At 61.6% G+C, this 15,608-nt stretch carries 14 protein-coding genes and 1 pseudogene; 9 read left to right on the top strand and 6 right to left on the bottom strand.

Features of this window, described 5'->3' with window-relative positions:
- Position 1 precedes the first annotated feature (1 nt).
- The 4 genes from MNR02_RS18660 to MNR02_RS18675 form a co-directional block, all read right to left on the bottom strand.
- Positions 2-1,075 (bottom strand): 2,3-butanediol dehydrogenase, encoded by a 1,074-nt coding sequence (locus MNR02_RS18660; protein ID WP_241949472.1) that lies wholly within the window; start codon positions 1,073-1,075, stop codon positions 2-4.
- A gap of 166 nt (positions 1,076-1,241) precedes the next feature.
- Positions 1,242-3,113, bottom strand: a complete 1,872-nt coding sequence (locus tag MNR02_RS18665) for a sigma-54-dependent Fis family transcriptional regulator (RefSeq protein ID WP_241949473.1) — start codon at positions 3,111-3,113, stop codon at positions 1,242-1,244.
- A gap of 75 nt (positions 3,114-3,188) precedes the next feature.
- Positions 3,189-3,551: a ribbon-helix-helix domain-containing protein gene (locus tag MNR02_RS18670; protein WP_241601444.1), complete on the bottom strand. Its 363-nt coding sequence runs from the start codon at positions 3,549-3,551 to the stop codon at positions 3,189-3,191.
- A 90-nt stretch (positions 3,552-3,641) separates the two neighbouring features.
- Positions 3,642-4,199 (bottom strand): DJ-1/PfpI family protein, encoded by a 558-nt coding sequence (locus MNR02_RS18675; RefSeq protein ID WP_241949474.1) that lies wholly within the window; start codon positions 4,197-4,199, stop codon positions 3,642-3,644.
- 322 nt (positions 4,200-4,521) lie between these two features.
- Between MNR02_RS18675 and MNR02_RS18680 the strand changes: the two genes are divergently transcribed.
- The 3 genes from MNR02_RS18680 to MNR02_RS18690 all read left to right on the top strand — a co-directional run bounded on the left by MNR02_RS18680 (position 4,522) and on the right by MNR02_RS18690 (position 6,105).
- Positions 4,522-4,983 carry an MgtC/SapB family protein gene (locus MNR02_RS18680; RefSeq protein WP_241949475.1) on the top strand — a complete coding sequence of 154 codons (462 nt, stop codon included), beginning with the start codon at positions 4,522-4,524 and terminating at the stop codon, positions 4,981-4,983.
- A gap of 103 nt (positions 4,984-5,086) precedes the next feature.
- Positions 5,087-5,308, top strand: coding sequence for a hypothetical protein (locus MNR02_RS18685; RefSeq protein ID WP_241949476.1), 222 nt, complete (start codon positions 5,087-5,089; stop codon positions 5,306-5,308).
- Positions 5,308-6,105 (top strand): Ku protein, encoded by a 798-nt coding sequence (locus tag MNR02_RS18690; protein WP_241949477.1) that lies wholly within the window; start codon positions 5,308-5,310, stop codon positions 6,103-6,105. Before MNR02_RS18685 ends, MNR02_RS18690 begins: the two co-directional genes overlap by 1 nt.
- A gap of 2 nt (positions 6,106-6,107) precedes the next feature.
- On the opposite strand, the gene ligD is transcribed toward MNR02_RS18690, so the two are convergent.
- Entirely contained in the window at positions 6,108-8,663 is a 2,556-nt protein-coding gene (ligD, locus tag MNR02_RS18695; RefSeq protein WP_241949478.1) for a DNA ligase D, read from the bottom strand.
- Between the two features lie 2 nt (positions 8,664-8,665).
- On the bottom strand, positions 8,666-9,517 hold the full coding sequence (locus MNR02_RS18700; protein WP_241949479.1) for a Ku protein: 852 nt from the start codon (positions 9,515-9,517) through the stop codon (positions 8,666-8,668).
- Positions 9,518-9,639: 122 nt separating this feature from the next.
- Here MNR02_RS18700 and MNR02_RS18705 point away from each other — a divergent pair, with 122 nt between their 5' ends.
- The 6 genes and pseudogenes from MNR02_RS18705 (at position 9,640) to kdpC (ending at position 15,603) form a co-directional block, all read left to right on the top strand.
- The gene (locus tag MNR02_RS18705; protein WP_241949480.1) at positions 9,640-10,335 is read left to right on the top strand and encodes a DUF72 domain-containing protein; all 696 of its coding nucleotides are present in this window, start codon (positions 9,640-9,642) and stop codon (positions 10,333-10,335) included.
- A 32-nt stretch (positions 10,336-10,367) separates the two neighbouring features.
- On the top strand, positions 10,368-10,907 hold the full coding sequence (locus tag MNR02_RS18710; RefSeq protein ID WP_241949481.1) for a DNA-3-methyladenine glycosylase: 540 nt from the start codon (positions 10,368-10,370) through the stop codon (positions 10,905-10,907).
- Between the two features lie 238 nt (positions 10,908-11,145).
- Positions 11,146-11,247 (top strand): K(+)-transporting ATPase subunit F, encoded by a 102-nt coding sequence (gene kdpF, locus MNR02_RS18715; protein WP_241601453.1) that lies wholly within the window; start codon positions 11,146-11,148, stop codon positions 11,245-11,247.
- A gap of 14 nt (positions 11,248-11,261) precedes the next feature.
- Positions 11,262-12,971: a potassium-transporting ATPase subunit KdpA gene (gene kdpA, locus MNR02_RS18720; RefSeq protein ID WP_241949482.1), complete on the top strand. Its 1,710-nt coding sequence runs from the start codon at positions 11,262-11,264 to the stop codon at positions 12,969-12,971.
- Positions 12,972-13,052: 81 nt separating this feature from the next.
- Positions 13,053-15,031 (top strand): annotated as a pseudogene (gene kdpB / locus MNR02_RS18725) (potassium-transporting ATPase subunit KdpB).
- 2 nt (positions 15,032-15,033) lie between these two features.
- A complete protein-coding gene (gene kdpC / locus MNR02_RS18730) occupies positions 15,034-15,603 on the top strand; it encodes a potassium-transporting ATPase subunit KdpC (RefSeq protein WP_241949483.1) in 570 nt (189 codons plus the stop codon).
- Positions 15,604-15,608 lie beyond the last annotated feature (5 nt).

Consider the following 15,608-nt stretch of genomic DNA (forward strand, 5'->3'; position numbering starts at 1 on the left):
CCTATCGGGACAGGTCGATCAGAATTTTCAAATGCTGGCCGGCAGGGTCGAGCAACTGGTCGAACCCCTCAGTGACAGCCTCGCCCAGCGAGACATATTTCGTCACGATGCGCTTAGCCGGAATCTGGCCACTGGCGATCAGCCGGGCGACGCGCGGCCAGTAGTGGGTTGGATAGGCCCAGGAACCGCGGATATCGATGTCCTTGAACGTAACATCGAACCAGTTCAACGGATTTTCGCCCGGGTGAAGCCCTGTCTGGACCACGACGCCCTGCTTGCGAACCGCATCGGCACAATTCTTCAGCGCATGCTCGTTGCCGACGCATTCGATCGCGACGTCACAGCCGACGCCGCCTTCCGTCTCCGCACGGATCACGTCACCAACCTTTTCCGTCTTCGGATTGATGGTGCGGACCTCGCCCAGCGCCACGCGGGCCAGCGCCAGCCGTGTATCGTTGAGATCGGATAGAAATATCTGCGAGGCTCCGGCCGCCCGCGCTGCCATGGCGACAAGGATACCGATCGGCCCGGCACCGGTCACGAGCACGCTGTTGCCGGCCGTTACACCGCCGCGGTCACAGGCATATACGGCAACCGCCGTCGGCTCGATGAGGGCCGCCTCCTCGTCGCTCAAATCGTCGGGAATTGGCTGCACGTTGTAGTCATTCAAAAGCGACGCTTCCGCCATGCCGCCGGAATGCCAGGAAAGCCCCACAAGCGCGAGGCCGCTGCTCAGGTGAAAGAGGCCGCGGTCGGCATAATAGTCGCCATGCCGCGGCATAATGAGCGGCTGCACCGACACCCGGTCACCCGGCTTTACATGGCTGACGCCGTCGCCGACGGCTTTGACGACGCCGCCGAATTCGTGACCGAGGACTTGCGGGCCATGGGCACCGGTAAAGGGATGCGGTTCCTTGGGCACGAAGATCGGGCCGTAGGCATATTCATGCAGATCCGTGCCACAAATCCCGCAGAAGCGGTTTTCGATCAGCACCTCGCCCGGGGCCGGCGACGACGGAGCGTCGATAGTATCTATACGCAGATCCTTGGCGGCGTGAAAGCGCAGAGCTTTCATTGGCATTTCCTCCTGATGTTGTTCTTGCACAGGAGGGACAGCAAGCGCCGTGCCAGAAAACTGACATGCCTATTTCTTGATTGCTATCAAAAGCTTGCAGCGAGGCCTCGCGAAGGCATCCATCAAATGCACCAGATCGCCCGCAACAGGTGTTGCAGGTGTTGCATCAGCTGAGGCGCTTCAGACGGCGATGGACCGTGGACCGGTTGACACCGAGTTTGCGAGCGAGTGCGGAGACATTGTCACCGCACTCGCTCAGCGCGCGGCGCAAGGCTCCGCCATCGTCCACGGCTGCGGGCGCGGACACAGCGAAAATGTGATCAGGCAGGCAATCCGGTGTGACGAGACCACCGTCCGACAGAGCCGCAGCGACCCGCAGCGCATTGGAAAGCTCGCGCAGATTGCCCGGCCAGGCATGCGACAGAAGCGCCGCCCGCGCATCCTTGTCCAGACGATAGGCCTCCCCATTCTCCTTCTCGATCCGTCCGAGAAGCTGGCCGATCAGCCAGCCCAAATCGGTTCGGTCGCGCAGCGGTGGCAGGCTGAGCGTCGCGGCGTTGAGGCGATAGTAGAGGTCCTGACGGAAGCGGCCTTCCTTCACGAGTTCGGCGAGATCGCGATGAGAAGCGGAGAGCACGCGCAGGCGAACCGGCCGTGCCTTCAGCGCGCCAACGGGCTGCACCTCATTTTCCGAGAGGACCCGCAGGAGCCGGCTTTGCAGGGCAAGCGGCATATCGCCAATCTCGTCGAGGAACAGCGTGCCACCACTCGCCTCCTCGATCAAGCCGCGCTTGCCCTTTGGATTGGCGCCGGTGAAGGCACCCGGCACGTATCCAAAAAGTTCGGACTCGATGAGATGCTCAGGGATCGCAGCGCAATTGACCGCTACGAAGCTGCCCGGACTGGCGCAACTGTCGTGAATTGCGCGCGCAAGAAACTCCTTGCCGCTGCCGGTCTCGCCCTGGATGAGGATTGGGATGTCGCGGGCAGAAAGTTTTGCCGCACGCGCCTGCACGCGCTCCATGGCAATATCTCCGCCACTCAGATCACGCAACACTCGCGGCAGGCGCGGTTCAGGCGCGGCGGGCCCACGCAGGCTAACGGCGGGCGCGATGGCGCTGGCAAACAGCACAAGTCCGTTGCGCGCCCGTATCAATCGTTCGCCGTTGGGCCTGCCGCGCATGAAACGGGGCAGATCATCGACATCGATATCGAAAACCTGAGAAATCGACTGCCCCAGGAAATCCCGTGTGGAAAAGCCGCGCAGGTTCATCGACCGTGCAAGCGCGCCGAAGCCGCCGTGGGTCATGCCCGTGATGCGCCCGCTGCCATCAAGTGCGATGGCAGCATCCGGGTCGACGTCCAGAAATTCCGGCGAGCGCGCGAGCCGCAGCACCCAGTCGTTGCGGGTGCGGGTCATAAGGTTGGCAAGCTCGATGCGGCGCGCCGTGGAGGCGACGAGGTGCAGCGCGAGTTGCTGGCTTGCCTTGGCTGTCGGCGATCGTAGCTGCGATATGTCGAGCACGGCCGTCAGGTCGCCCAGCGTGTCGAAAACGGGTGCAGCGGTACAGGTGAGGCCGATATGGCTGGTATCGAAATGGTCGTCCTGATGAATGATCACCGGCTCGCCAGAGACGAGGCAGGCGCCGACCGCGCAGGTACCCGCCCGGCTCTCCGACCATTCAGAACCGAGATAGAGGCCGGCCCGGCGCAGTTGGTTGTCGAAGGTCGGATCGCCCATGAAGTCGACGGTCACGCCCCGCGCATCCGACAGGAGCAGCACATAGTTCTGCTCGGCGATCTGATTGAACAGGGTTTCGAGGCCGGATCGGCCGATGCGGATCAATTCCTCCGCCTGCTCACGATGTTCGCGCAGCTTCAGCTCGGGAACGATATAGGCTTCCTGCGCGACCGTCGGATCGAGCTTGTAGTCGTTGAGACAGCGCAGCCAGGACTGGACGACGGGCGCATCACGCGGGCTGACCGCCCCCATTCCGACGCGCTCGATCTCCCGTATGTGCGACAATGTCGACACCATCCGCTCTTCCTCCTGTGCGTATCGTTGCACAGGATCGGGTTGACGGCAATTCAGAGAATGCGCCGGCAGGTAGGGTCAGTTGATCACGGCGTGACGGCGTTGGGCTTCCCGGGCGAGGATCTCCCGCGCCGCGTGATCGGCGATGGGGACATTGAGATCCTTTGATATCTCACCAGCTGCAATGAGCGCGTGATACCGGGCACAACACACCCGCAGGAACGAGGTGAAATTGCCGAGATCGTGATCAGCATCCATCGCTTCGTGCCAGAGCCTCGTTATGAGCTGCGCGACAGTCATGCCGTCGCGCAGTCCGATTTCGGTCAGCGTGTCCCAAAAGTGGTTCTCGATGCGGATCGAGGTGGCGACACCATCTATTCTCAGGCTGTGGGTTCGGCTTTGCCATTGGCTGGCATCGGCCTTGATGAAGAGTTCGCACATACAGACGGCCCTCCTTGCCTTCGATCCCGGCGCCGTCCGGATGTCGAACCGGTCAGCCGCGCTGTTCGCATCACTCCACCCGCGTGGGTCTTACAGGATCGCCAGAAACTGCTTGAGCCATGCCGGATGTGCCGGCCATGCCGGCGCCGTCACCAGATTGCCATCCGTCACGGCTTCTGTCACCGCGATATCGGCGAATGTTCCACCCGACGCTGTCACCTCATAGGCGCAGGCGGGGTACGCCGAGCAGGTGCGCCCCTTGAGAACGCCGGCCGCTGCCAGCAGCTGTGCGCCGTGACAAATCGCGGCAATCGGTTTTCCCTCATCAAAGAAGTGTTTCACTTTGGCGAGCACATCCGGATTCATTCGAAGATATTCGGGCGCGCGACCGCCCGGAACGACCAGCGCATCGTAGCCGGCCGGATCAGCAGCAGCGAAATCGGCGTTCAACGCGAAATTATGCCCGGGCTTTTCCGAATAGGTCTGATCGCCTTCAAAGTCGTGGATCGCCGTTTTTACCGTCTCGCCAGCCTTCTTGCCGGGGCAGACAGCATCGACGACATGGCCGCAAGCCAGAAGCGCCTGGAACGGGACCATGGTTTCATAGTCTTCCGTGAAGTCGCCAGTGATCATGAGAATCTTCGCCATCGTACATTCTCCCTTGCCTTGATGGTTATCGCGGCAGAATAGGTCTTGTGACTTCGAAGCGGGTGTTATTCCGATACTACCCGCCATGCCCTCGCGCTTTTGCCGAGCTTTTGGTCATGTCTTCAGCGCCGTCGGTATAGGCGCACCTGGTCGCCCAGTGGCGGCGGCCCGACACTCCAGGTCGATCTCACATAGGTCGCAAGCTCGTCATCATCCGCTCCAGTCGAAGTGATAAATCAAATATCTGAGTGGCAGCGATCTTGTCGCAGGGCGAAGCGAGGATATCTGGAGGTTTAACCCAACCGAACCCAAGGATCCCGTCATGCAGTGGTTGCAGAGCATCGGCATCAACCTCGACGTTCTACCTCATCTCGGCACCCTGTTGACCGCCTACATCCTGGCGCTGCCTATCGGCTGGGATCGGGAACGTCACGAACGGAGCGCCGGACTGCGGACATTTCCTCTCGTCGCCATCGCGAGCTGCGGGTTCGTGCAGGCGGCGGAACCGCTCATCAATGGCAATGCCGAAGCGACCGCGCGTATCGTCGAGGGGCTCATCACCGGAATGGGCTTCATCGGCGGCGGCGCCATTCTCGTTGTGAAGAACAGCGTGCGCGGCACCGCAACGGCTGCAAGCCTCTGGGCAACGGGCGCCATCGGCACCTCCGTCGGGCTCGGTTCCTATGACACGGCAATCGTGCTGTCCGTCGTGACGCTCCTGACCCTTCGCGCCATGTCGACCTTCAAGGAAGAGCCGGAAGACTTCACCCGCAAATCAGAGTGATCCTTGCGGCGAGGAATGCTCGAGCCCCTGCCCCGCCGTTGTTTAGGAACCGATGCGTCAATTGCGCATTACATCCAGAGGCATCGCGACTGCGGAGATTTGCATGGATAACAAGGACAGGCTGATCCTGGCGTTGGCGGCCCTGCTGCGTGCGGAGCGCGAAACCCGCGGCGCGTTGATGGACGCGCTGGAAGAAGAATCCATCTCGCGCGAAACGCTCCTCGCCATATTGTCAGACCCCATCCCCATCGTGACGCAAGAGGATATCGAGTTCGCCGAGCGTTTTGCACTCTCGAAGCATCTTCCGCTTGAAAGGAACGGATGATGGCGCCGCGGGCCTTTTGGAAGGGTTATCTCAAACTGTCGCTGGTGACGTGCCCGGTGGCGATGTCGCCCGCGATTTCGCAGGAGGACAAGGTCCGCTTCCGCACCTTGAACGGCAAGACGGGCAATCCGGTGGTCAGCCGCTATTTGGATGCCGTCACTGGCAAGGAAGTCGGTGAGGACGATGAGGTGAAAGGCTATCCCCGCGGCGAAAACGATTATGTCATGCTGGAGGACGACGAAATCGATGCGGTGGCGCTGGAAAGCACGCGCACCATCGATATCGAGACCTTTGTGCCGCGCGAGACGATCGAATGGATCTGGTACGATTCTCCGCATTTTCTGGTACCGAACGATAAGGTCGGGGAAGAAGCGTTCTCCGTCATCCGCGAGGCCATGGCCTCGACCGGCACAGTCGGTATCTCCCGGCTCGTGCTTTACCGCCGCGAACGGGCCGTTATGCTGGAACCGCGAGGCAAGGGCATCGTGCTATGGACCTTGCGGTACGGCGATGAAGTGCGCGGAGAGGCAGATTACTTTGCCGACCTGAAGCAGGCAAAACCGGATTTAAAGGCGCTGGCCCTCGTCAAGACGATGATCAAGGAGCGCACCAAAGCCTGGGATCCCAAGATGGTCGACGATCCCGTACAAGAGAGATTGCTCGACATCATCGCGGCCAAGAAGAAGAGGCGCAAGCAGCCTTCCAAACGCAAGGCTCAGCCGAAGACATCCGGTAACGTCATCAATATCATGGATGCCCTGCGCAAGAGCATCAAGGCTGAAGGCAAGGGCAAATAGGATCAGGTCGTCTTCTGCCTTACAGTCTTCAACGGCCGGGCGGCACCCGTGAAATCAGTCCATGGATCAGCCTTCAGCGACTGGAGTCGCGCCGGTGTGTTTTCGACCGTGAAATAGGCCGGGCCGATATCGGCGCTGAGTTCATCCCATGCCAGCGGCATGGAGACGGCGGCGCCAGGTCGTGCTCGCGTCGAGTACGGGGCGACCGCGGTCATGCCGCGCTGATTGCGCAGGTAGTCGATCAGGATTTTTCCGCGACGCTTCGATTTGGTGATCGTTGCCACATATTTGTCCGGGCTGTCCTTTGCCATGGAGTCGGCAATGCCCTTGCAGAAGGCCTTGACTGCGGGCCAGCGCGCGGAAGGCTTGAGCGGCGCGCAGACATGCAGGCCCTTGCCGCCCGAGGTTTTGACAAAAGCGTTGAGACCCGCAGCTTCAAGGCGCTTGCGCGTCTCCTCCGCGCCATCGATGACCGTCTGCCATTCGACGCCTTCGCCGGGGTCGAGGTCCATGATGATGCGGTCGGGCCGCTCCCAGTCCGCAAGCGTCGAGCCCCATGGGTGGATTTCAAGCACCGCCGCCTGAACGAGACCTATCAGGCCATCGAGATCGTTGATGGCGACATAGGGCTCGTCATCCTTCTCCGCAGGGTCCTGCACCTCGACAACGTTTGTATTGATGCCCTTCCAGGCATGTTTCTGGAAGAAGGTCTGTCCATCGATGCCGCTCGGCGCGCGCAAAAGCGCAAGCGGCCGACCGACGATGTGCGGCGCGATATAGCGCCAGACCTCGGTATAATAGTCCGCGAGCCCCTCCTTGGTAACCCCTTCTTCCGGCCAGTAGACCCGGTCGGGATGGGTGAGGCGCACGGTACGGCGTTGCGGGTTTGGCCCTTTCGCCGCGGTGGCTTTCGTTGACTTGGGCATTTCGGCAACGACCTCCTGTGCGGGCTTGTCTTCCCTGAGACCGCGGAAGGATGCGTGCCGAAGATGGCCGTCGGCCGTCCACGCACGGAATTCCACCTCCGCCACCAGCTCGGGCCGCACGTAACGGGCCTGGCGCGCCTCTTCCGCCGTCAGCTTCCGGCCAAAGGGACTTTCCTCCGTCCGAATGCGCGACAGACGCTTGAAGATATCCTCTGCTACGAGCGCAGAAAAGCCCGTGCCGACACGGCCGACCGGCTCCAGCTCGCCCTTGTTGTAGACACCGAGCACCAGCGAGCCGATCGCCTTGCGTGAAACGGTGGATGGCACGTAGCCGCCGATGACGAACTCCTGCCGCGCCGAGCATTTCGACTTTATCCAGCTTTTGCTGCGCCCGGCCCTATAGGGCGCATCGCGCAGCTTCGATACCACGCCCTCAAGGCTGAGGCGGCAAGCATGGCGTAAAACTAGAGCGCCGTTTTCGTCGAAGTGGCCGCTATAGCGCAACGGCCCCTCCGCTCCCGGAACAAGCTTTTCGAGCAGGCTCTTGCGTTGCTCAAGCGGCAGACGTGTCAGATCATATCCGTCGAGATAGAGGAGGTCGAAGAGATAGAAGGTGAAACGATCGTCGCGTCCGGCGCTGAGATCGGCTTGCAAGGCTGAAAAATCGGATGCGCCGGTGCCGGTCTCCACGACAAGTTCGCCATCCAGGATGGCCGTGCCGACTGGCAAGTCCCGCAGCGCTTCCGGCACGGCCTTGCCGAATTTCTTGGTCCAGTCGAGCCCGCTTCGGGTGAGCAGCTTGACCCGGCCTGCCTCGATGCGGGCCTGAAGGCGATACCCGTCGAACTTGATCTCGTGCAGCCATCGCTCGCCGGCAGGCGGAGCGTTGGCGAGCGTCGCAAGCGTCGGCGGCAGGAAATCCGGCAGCTTCCCTTTGCGAGCACCTTTCATATCCGAAGGGTCAGGTGCGTTCGTTGCCGTCTCTTCGACCTCTGCGGCCTTTTCTTGTTTTTTTGCCTTCGATGATTTGCGGATGCGTCCCGTTTTTGACGACCAGCCGGGCTCTTCACCAGCCACATCGCCGATTTCGCGTCCCGTTTTTACCGATTGCGGACGCTTCTCGAGCAGGTCGTCTTCCCCCTCAGCTACTGCGAATTCATCATCGCCCTTGATGAGCAACCAGTTTTCCCGCTTCTCGCCGGGCTTGCCATGCATGCGCACGAGATGCCAGCGCCCATGCAGCTTCTCACCGTCGAGCGTGAATTCGAGATGCCCTTTTGCATAGGCCTTTCGGGCGTCGCCGATCGGCTCCCATGTTCCGCGGTCCCAGACGATGACTGTGCCGCCGCCATATTCACCTTTGGGGATCGTCCCCTCGAAGTCGCCATAGGCAAGAGGATGGTCCTCCACGTGCACGGCAAGACGTTTTTCGCTCGGCACCAAACTTGGGCCGCGCGTCACAGCCCAGCTTTTGAGGACACCATCCATTTCGAGACGAAAATCGTAGTGCAGCCGTGTGGCGTCGTGCTTCTGGATGACGAAGCTGTTGCCGCTCTTTTGTGCCTTCTTACCGCGCGGCTCAGATGTCGTCTTGAAATCCCGCTTCTGCCGATAGACGTCCAGCGTCGCCATGATCATCCTGCCTTTCGACGGCCGGCCGCCGGCTTTCCTGTGGCCGCGGGCTTCTTCGCTTTGCGTTTTGCCGGTTGTTCGCTCTTGCCCGCACTCTGGCGAAGCGCCTCCATCAGATCGACGACCTTACTTTCGGCCTTCGGTTTGGCAGGCTTGATTTTTCGTCCCTCGATCTTTGCCTTAACCACCTCGGCGAGCGCGGCGTCGTAACGGTCGTCAAAGCCCTTAGGGTCAAACCGCCCCTTCTTGGTGTTGATGATGTGTTCAGCAAGCTCCAGCATTTCGCCCTTGAGCTTGACATCCGGTATCTCCGAGAAGGCTTCCTCGGCCGAGCGCACCTCGTAGTCGTAGTTGAGCGTGGTTGCGACAAGGCCCTGGCCTTCGGGTCTGATCAGGACGGTACGGACACGGCGAAAGAGAACGGTTTCGGCAAGGGCGGCCACGTTCGATCTCTTCATGCCCTCGCGGATCAGCGCGAAGGCTTCGACGCCGTGACGGTCGGATGGCGTGAGGTAGTAGGGCTTGTCGAAATAGAGGTCGTCGATGTCGTCGCAGGCGATGAACGCTTCGATTTCCAACGTCTTATCGCTTTCAGGCAGGGCGTCGGCTATCTCCTCCGGGTCGAGCGCAATATAGTCGTTGTTGCCGACCTCATAGCCTTTGACCTGGTCCTCGCGCTCGACGGGCTTACCCGTCTCGCTATCGATAAATTCCCGGTGAAGTCGATGGCCTGTCTTGCGGTTGAGCATGTGAAAGGCGATGCGGTCGCTGGTCGAGGCGGCGGTGTAGAGCGCTACCGGACAGACCAGTTCGCCCACTTTCAGGAAACCTTTCCAGTTCGCTCTTGGCGCCACACCCGTTCTCCAGCTTGAACATCGGCAATGCCGAAACGAGCGGAATGTTCCGGCGTTCGCGGGGAACCAAAGCGGCAAAGTAGAATTCCATTTGACGCTTGTGAAGAGGAGCGGAGGACACGGTGCCCTTCATCGCAACAGCAGCATGGTCCATTCCCAGGACGGTCGCACGACGGTTTCCCGAAACGGGCACCGGCCTGGAACGATACGCCGCCGTCTTCGATGGCGTCGAAGTCAACTCGACGTTCTACCGCCACCATCAGGTCAAGACTTTCGAGCGATGGGCCGCCTCGGTGCCGGAGCACTTCCGTTTTGCCGTGAAGATACCCCGCGAGATTACCCACACAAAACGGCTTCGCGGCATAGACGGCCTTTTCGATGCATTTCTAAACGAGATCCGCAGCTTGAAAGACAAGCTTGGTCCGCTCCTGTGCCAGCTGCCGCCAAGCCTCGAATTCGACGCGACGATGGCCGACGAAGCCTTTGCTGCGATGCGCCGCAACCATGCTGGTATGATCGTGGTCGAACCACGCCATAACAGTTGGGCGTCGGAGCCTGCAGAATCGCTCCTGCAACGCCATGCCATTGAGCGTGTTCTGGCCGATCCGGCACCCGTCTGGCCCGAAACGAGTTTCGACAAGCCTCCAAATTATGTGCGACTCCACGGCTCACCGAAAATCTACTATTCCAGCTACAGCAAAGCGGACATCGAGCGCTTCGGCAAACGCCTGGCCGATGACAGCTGGTGCATCTTCGACAACACAGCGTCCGGTGCCGCCATCGAAAATGCGCTGACGATGCGGGATCAATTGATTTGACGGGTTTGGACGAACATTTCTTCGCACGAGATGTGCTCGCCGTCGCGACCGACCTCCTGGGAGCAAGCCTGCAAGTCGACGGCATCGGGGGGATCATCGTCGAGACGGAAGCCTATCGCCGCGATGATGAGGCGTCACATAGTTTCAGGGGGCAAACGGTTGCAAATGCGGCGATGTTCGGTTCGCCGGCGCGCGCCTATGTCTATCGCTCCTACGGGTTGCACTGGTGCCTTAATTTCGTCTGCGAACAGGGCAGCGCGGTGCTCATCCGCGCCTTGGAACCGGTATATGGCATCGAAACCATGAGAGAACGGCGGTCGGTGAGCGAAACACGAAAGCTATGCTCGGGGCCGGGAAACCTTTGCAAGGCGCTCAGCGTCACCGGAAATATGAACGGACTTTCCGTTCTTGCCCCCCCGTTTTCGCTGGAACTTCCGGCCGCTATTCCCGCGATGACGAGCGGCGTGCGTATCGGCATCAGCAAAGCCGCCGAGCGGCCCTGGCGCTTCGCGGTGGCGGGATCGCCTTATCTCAGCAAGCCGATCCGAACGGAACGGAACGTTACGGACTGAGACGGCAATCTCGTGCTGATCGGCGGATGGCGATATTATCCCGCACGATCACCTCACATCCTCTCCTTATGTTTTCTTTATTCCTTCGACAGGACTTCCCAATCGAAGCCTGAGCCGTGAGGCGCGTATTCTGCTCCTGATCAACAGGAGACACAGACATGTCCGACCTCTTCTTTATCGCGCTTGGCGGCGGCACTCTTCTTGTGCTTGCGTTCTATGCCCGCGCGCTCAACCGTCTTTGAGGAAAACGACGATGGTTGAACCTCTCTTCGGCTTTCTCGTCGCCATCGGCCTCGGCGCCTATCTCGTCGTGACGCTGCTGCGTCCCGAACGTTTCTGATCGGGAGCAGATCCATGACAACAATCGGATGGTTGCAGATCAGCCTCCTCTTCCTTGCCGTCCTCCTCGCGATCAAACCGCTCGGGCTCTACATGGCGCGGGTTTTCAGCGGCGAACGAACCTTTCTCTCGCCGGTACTTGCCCCCGTGGAGGGCGGCTTCTACCGCGTGAGCGGGGTAGATCCGAACAAGGAGCAAAGCTGGCTCGGCTACACGCTTGCCATGCTCACCTTCTCGCTAGCGGGCTTTCTTGCGCTTTACGCGATGCTCCGGCTGCAAGCCCATCTGCCGTTGAATCCGCAGGATTACCCCGCCGTTCCATCCGATCTCGCCTTCAACACCGCGGTCTCCTTCGTCACGAACACCAACTGGCAGAATTACGCCGGAGAAACGACGCTCAGCCATTTCAGCCAGATGGCCGGACTCACCGTGCAGAACTTCCTGTCGGCGGCCACCGGCATGGCGCTGGCGGTCGCCTTCACCCGGGCGCTCGCCCGCTCCAAGGTCACGACACTCGGCAACTTCTGGGTCGATATGGTCAGGGCCACGCTTTACGTGCTGCTGCCGCTCTCCATCATGGTCGCGCTCGTCTTCGTCGCCATGGGCCTGCCACAGACACTCGAAGCGTCAGTCACGGCTAAGACGCTCGAGGGCGCTAACCAGGTCATCTCGCTCGGCCCCGTCGCCTCGCAGGAGGCCATCAAGCAACTCGGCACCAATGGCGGAGGATTCTTCAACGTCAACGCGGCCCACCCCTTCGAGAACCCAACCGCGTGGTCGAATTACCTGAATATATTGGCCATGCTGTCCATCTCCGCGGCCCTCGTCTACAGTTTTGGCCAGATGGTCGGCAATCGCCGACAGGGCTGGGCCCTTATCTCTGCGATGGCAATCCTGCTGATCGCAGGCGTCGCCATTACATACTGGGCAGAGGCGCAGGGCAACCCGATCCTGACCGCAGTCGGCGTCGACCCGGCGCTCGGCAACATGGAAGGCAAGGAAGTCCGCTTCGGCCAGGCCATGACCGCACTCTATGCAGCAGTGACCACCGGCCTGTCAGATGGTGGCGTCAACGGCATGCACGGCTCGTTCACAGGCCTCGGCGGCCTGGTGCCGATGTTCCTCATGCAGCTTGGAGAAGTGCTGCCAGGCGGTGTCGGCTCGGGCCTTTACGGGATGCTGGTCTTCGCGCTGCTCTCCGTCTTCGTCGCCGGCCTCATGGTCGGTCGGACGCCCGAATTCCTCGGCAAGAAGATCGAGGGGCGCGAGATGACATTCGCCATGCTGGCTGTCCTGATCCTGCCGCTCGTGATCCTCGGCTTCACCGCCGTCTCGGCGATGCTGCCCTTCGCGGTTGCCAGCATCGGCACATCAGGCCCGCACGGCCTGTCGGAAATCCTCTATGCCTACACGTCGACAGCGGGCAACAACGGCTCGGCCTTCGGCGGGCTTACCGGCAACACGCCCTGGTACAACACCACGCTCGGGATCGCGATGCTGCTCGGCCGCTTCGCCTATGTCGTGCCGGTCATGGCAATCGCCGGATCGCTCGCCGCCAAGGTGAAGGCCCCGGCCTCGGCCGGCACCTTTCCAACCGACGGCCCGCTCTTCGTCGGGCTCCTGATCGGCATCATCCTTATCCTCGGCGGCCTGCAATTCTTCCCCGCACTGGCGCTCGGCCCTGTTGTCGAACACCTCGCCATGCTCGCCGGCCAGACCTTCTGAAGGAACTCCCATGTCCACGCCTACAAGCCGACAGATCACAGGGCGCCAGGTCTTCTCGATCCGTCGATCCTGTTTCCGGCAATGCGCGACGCCGTCGTCAAGCTCGATCCCCGCAAGTTGCTGCGCAATCCGGTCATTTTCGTAACCGAGGTCGTCGCTGCGGTCGTGACGATCCTCTTCATACGCGACCTCGCCTCCAATCCGCCCCAGGCCGGTTTCTCCGGCCAGATCGCCGCATGGCTCTGGTTCACAGTGCTGTTTGCCACCTTCGCCGAAGCCGTGGCCGAGGGCCGAGGCCGCGCCCAGGCCGACAGCCTGAAGAAAACCAAATCCGACCTGGTCGCCCGCAAGGTCGCGGCAAACGGCACGACGGAGACGATCCCGGCATCCAGCCTCAAGGTCGGCGATGTCGTGCTCATTGCCGCCGGCGAATTCATTCCTGGCGATGGAGAGGTTATCGAGGGCGTCGCCTCGGTTAATGAAAGCGCCATCACCGGCGAGTCCGCGCCCGTCATCCGGGAATCGGGCGGCGATCGGTCTGCCGTCACCGGCGGCACGCAGGTGCTGTCCGATGAGATCAGGGTGAAGATCACGGTCCAGCCCGGCTCCTCCTTCGTCGACCGCATGATCGCGCTGATCGAGGGCGCACAGCGCCAGAAGACACCGAACGAGATCGCATTGTCGATCCTCCTGTCCGGCCTCACGCTGATTTTCCTGTTCGTCTGCGTCGCGATATGGGGGTTGGCCGGCTATTCGGGCACGGTGCTTTCCGTGACGGTTCTTGCAGCCCTTCTCGTCACGCTGATCCCGACGACGATCGGCGGCCTGCTCTCGGCCATCGGCATCGCCGGCATGGACCGCCTTGTGCGTTTCAACGTCATCGCCACGTCGGGCCGCGCCGTTGAGGCCGCCGGCGACGTCGATACGCTACTTCTCGACAAGACGGGCACCATCACGTTCGGCAATCGTATGGCGAGCGACTTCCTGCCGGCCCCCGGCGTCACCGCAGGAGAACTGGCTGAGGCCACCCTCCTCGCCTCGCTTTCCGACGAGACACCGGAAGGCCGATCGATCGTAGCGCTCGCTACCGGCGAGTTCGGCGTTGCCATGCCGAACATGACCTTCGATGCCGTCATCGACTTCACCGCCGAGACGCGGCTTTCCGGCGTCGATATGGGCGCACGCCGCCTGCGCAAGGGCGCCGTGGATGCCGTGCTGCGGTTCGCTGGCCTCAAGGAACAGAACGGGCCAGCCGATTTCCACAGCGCGGTGGAAAGGATCGCCCGCACCGGAGGCACGCCCCTTGCCGTCGCGGACGGCGAGCGCCTACTCGGCACCATCCACCTGAAGGATGTGGTGAAACCCGGGATCAAGGAGCGCTTCGCAGCGCTTCGCGCCATGGGAATCCGCACCGTCATGGTCACGGGCGACAACCCGGTGACGGCTGCAGCCATTGCGTCGGAAGCCGGCGTGGATGACTTCCTCGCCCAGGCCACGCCGGAAGACAAGCTCGCCTATATTCGCCGCGAGCAACAGGGCGGCCGTCTCATCGCCATGTGCGGCGACGGCACGAACGACGCGCCGGCGCTCGCCCGGCCGATGTCGGAGTCGCGATGCAGACCGGCACCCAGGCCGCGCGCGAAGCCGCCAACATGGTGGATCTCGATTCAAGCCCGACCAAGCTCATCGAGATCGTCGAGATCGGCAAACAACTCCTGATGACACGCGGCTCGCTGACGACCTTCTCCATCGCCAATGACGTGGCCAAGTACTTCGCCATCATCCCGGCGCTGTTCGTCGCGACCTATCCGGCTCTCGACGCCCTCAACGTAATGGGGCTGGCCTCGCCGCAATCGGCCATCCTGTCGGCGGTCATCTTCAACGCACTCATCATCGTGGCGTTGATCCCCCTCGCACTGAAGGGCGTGGCCTATCGTCCCTCGGGTGCAGCATCGCTCCTGCGCCGCAACCTGCTGGTTTACGGCGTCGGCGGCCTCGTCCTGCCCTTCGCCGGCATCAAGCTCATTGACGCCGCCGTCAGCGCACTTCATCTGGTGTAATCATGCTCAATCATCTCAGACCCGCCTTCACCCTGGTCGTTGTCCTGACCGTTCTCACCGGCCTTGTCTATCCGCTCACAATCAACGGTATCGCTCAGGCGGTGATGCCGGCGAAGGCCAATGGCAGCCTCATCGAGCGTGACGGCGCGGTCGTCGGTTCGATGCTCATCGGGCAGAACTTTATGGCTGATCGCTACTTCTGGCCGCGTCCCTCGGCCACCGGCCCGGGCCCGTACAATGCCGCGGCCTCGTCCGGCTCTAACCTCGGCACAACCTCAGCCAAGCTGCGGGATCGCGTCGCAGCCGATGTCGCCCGCTTGAAGGTCACAGGCATGACATCGCCAATGCCGGCCGATGCCGTCACGACGTCGGGCTCTGGTCTCGACCCGCATATCTCACCGGCTTTTGCCGAGGCGCAGGTCCCGCGCATCGCACTGGCTCGGGGGCTGGAGCCAGCCGTTGTTGCCTCACTCGTCAAGCAGCAGATCGAAGGCCCGGCCTTCGTTATTATCGGCGAGGCGAGGGTGAATGTGCTAAAGCTCAACCTGGCGCTCGATGCCTTGAATATGTGAGAGCC

Source organism: Shinella sp. H4-D48 (assembly GCF_022637395.1).
Taxonomy (GTDB): Bacteria; Pseudomonadota; Alphaproteobacteria; order Rhizobiales; family Rhizobiaceae; genus Shinella; species Shinella sedimenti.

Coding starts and splice junctions, on each gene's coding strand:
- ligD (WP_241949478.1), bottom strand. CDS start 8,663: ATGGCGACGCTGGACGTCTATCGGCAGAAGCGGGATTTCAAGACGACA.
- kdpC (WP_241949483.1), top strand. CDS start 15,034: ATGCTCAATCATCTCAGACCCGCCTTCACCCTGGTCGTTGTCCTGACC.
- MNR02_RS18680 (WP_241949475.1), top strand. CDS start 4,522: ATGCAGTGGTTGCAGAGCATCGGCATCAACCTCGACGTTCTACCTCAT.
- MNR02_RS18675 (WP_241949474.1), bottom strand. CDS start 4,199: ATGGCGAAGATTCTCATGATCACTGGCGACTTCACGGAAGACTATGAA.
- MNR02_RS18665 (WP_241949473.1), bottom strand. CDS start 3,113: ATGGTGTCGACATTGTCGCACATACGGGAGATCGAGCGCGTCGGAATG.
- MNR02_RS18685 (WP_241949476.1), top strand. CDS start 5,087: ATGGATAACAAGGACAGGCTGATCCTGGCGTTGGCGGCCCTGCTGCGT.
- MNR02_RS18660 (WP_241949472.1), bottom strand. CDS start 1,075: ATGAAAGCTCTGCGCTTTCACGCCGCCAAGGATCTGCGTATAGATACT.
- MNR02_RS18670 (WP_241601444.1), bottom strand. CDS start 3,551: ATGTGCGAACTCTTCATCAAGGCCGATGCCAGCCAATGGCAAAGCCGA.
- kdpA (WP_241949482.1), top strand. CDS start 11,262: ATGACAACAATCGGATGGTTGCAGATCAGCCTCCTCTTCCTTGCCGTC.
- MNR02_RS18690 (WP_241949477.1), top strand. CDS start 5,308: ATGGCGCCGCGGGCCTTTTGGAAGGGTTATCTCAAACTGTCGCTGGTG.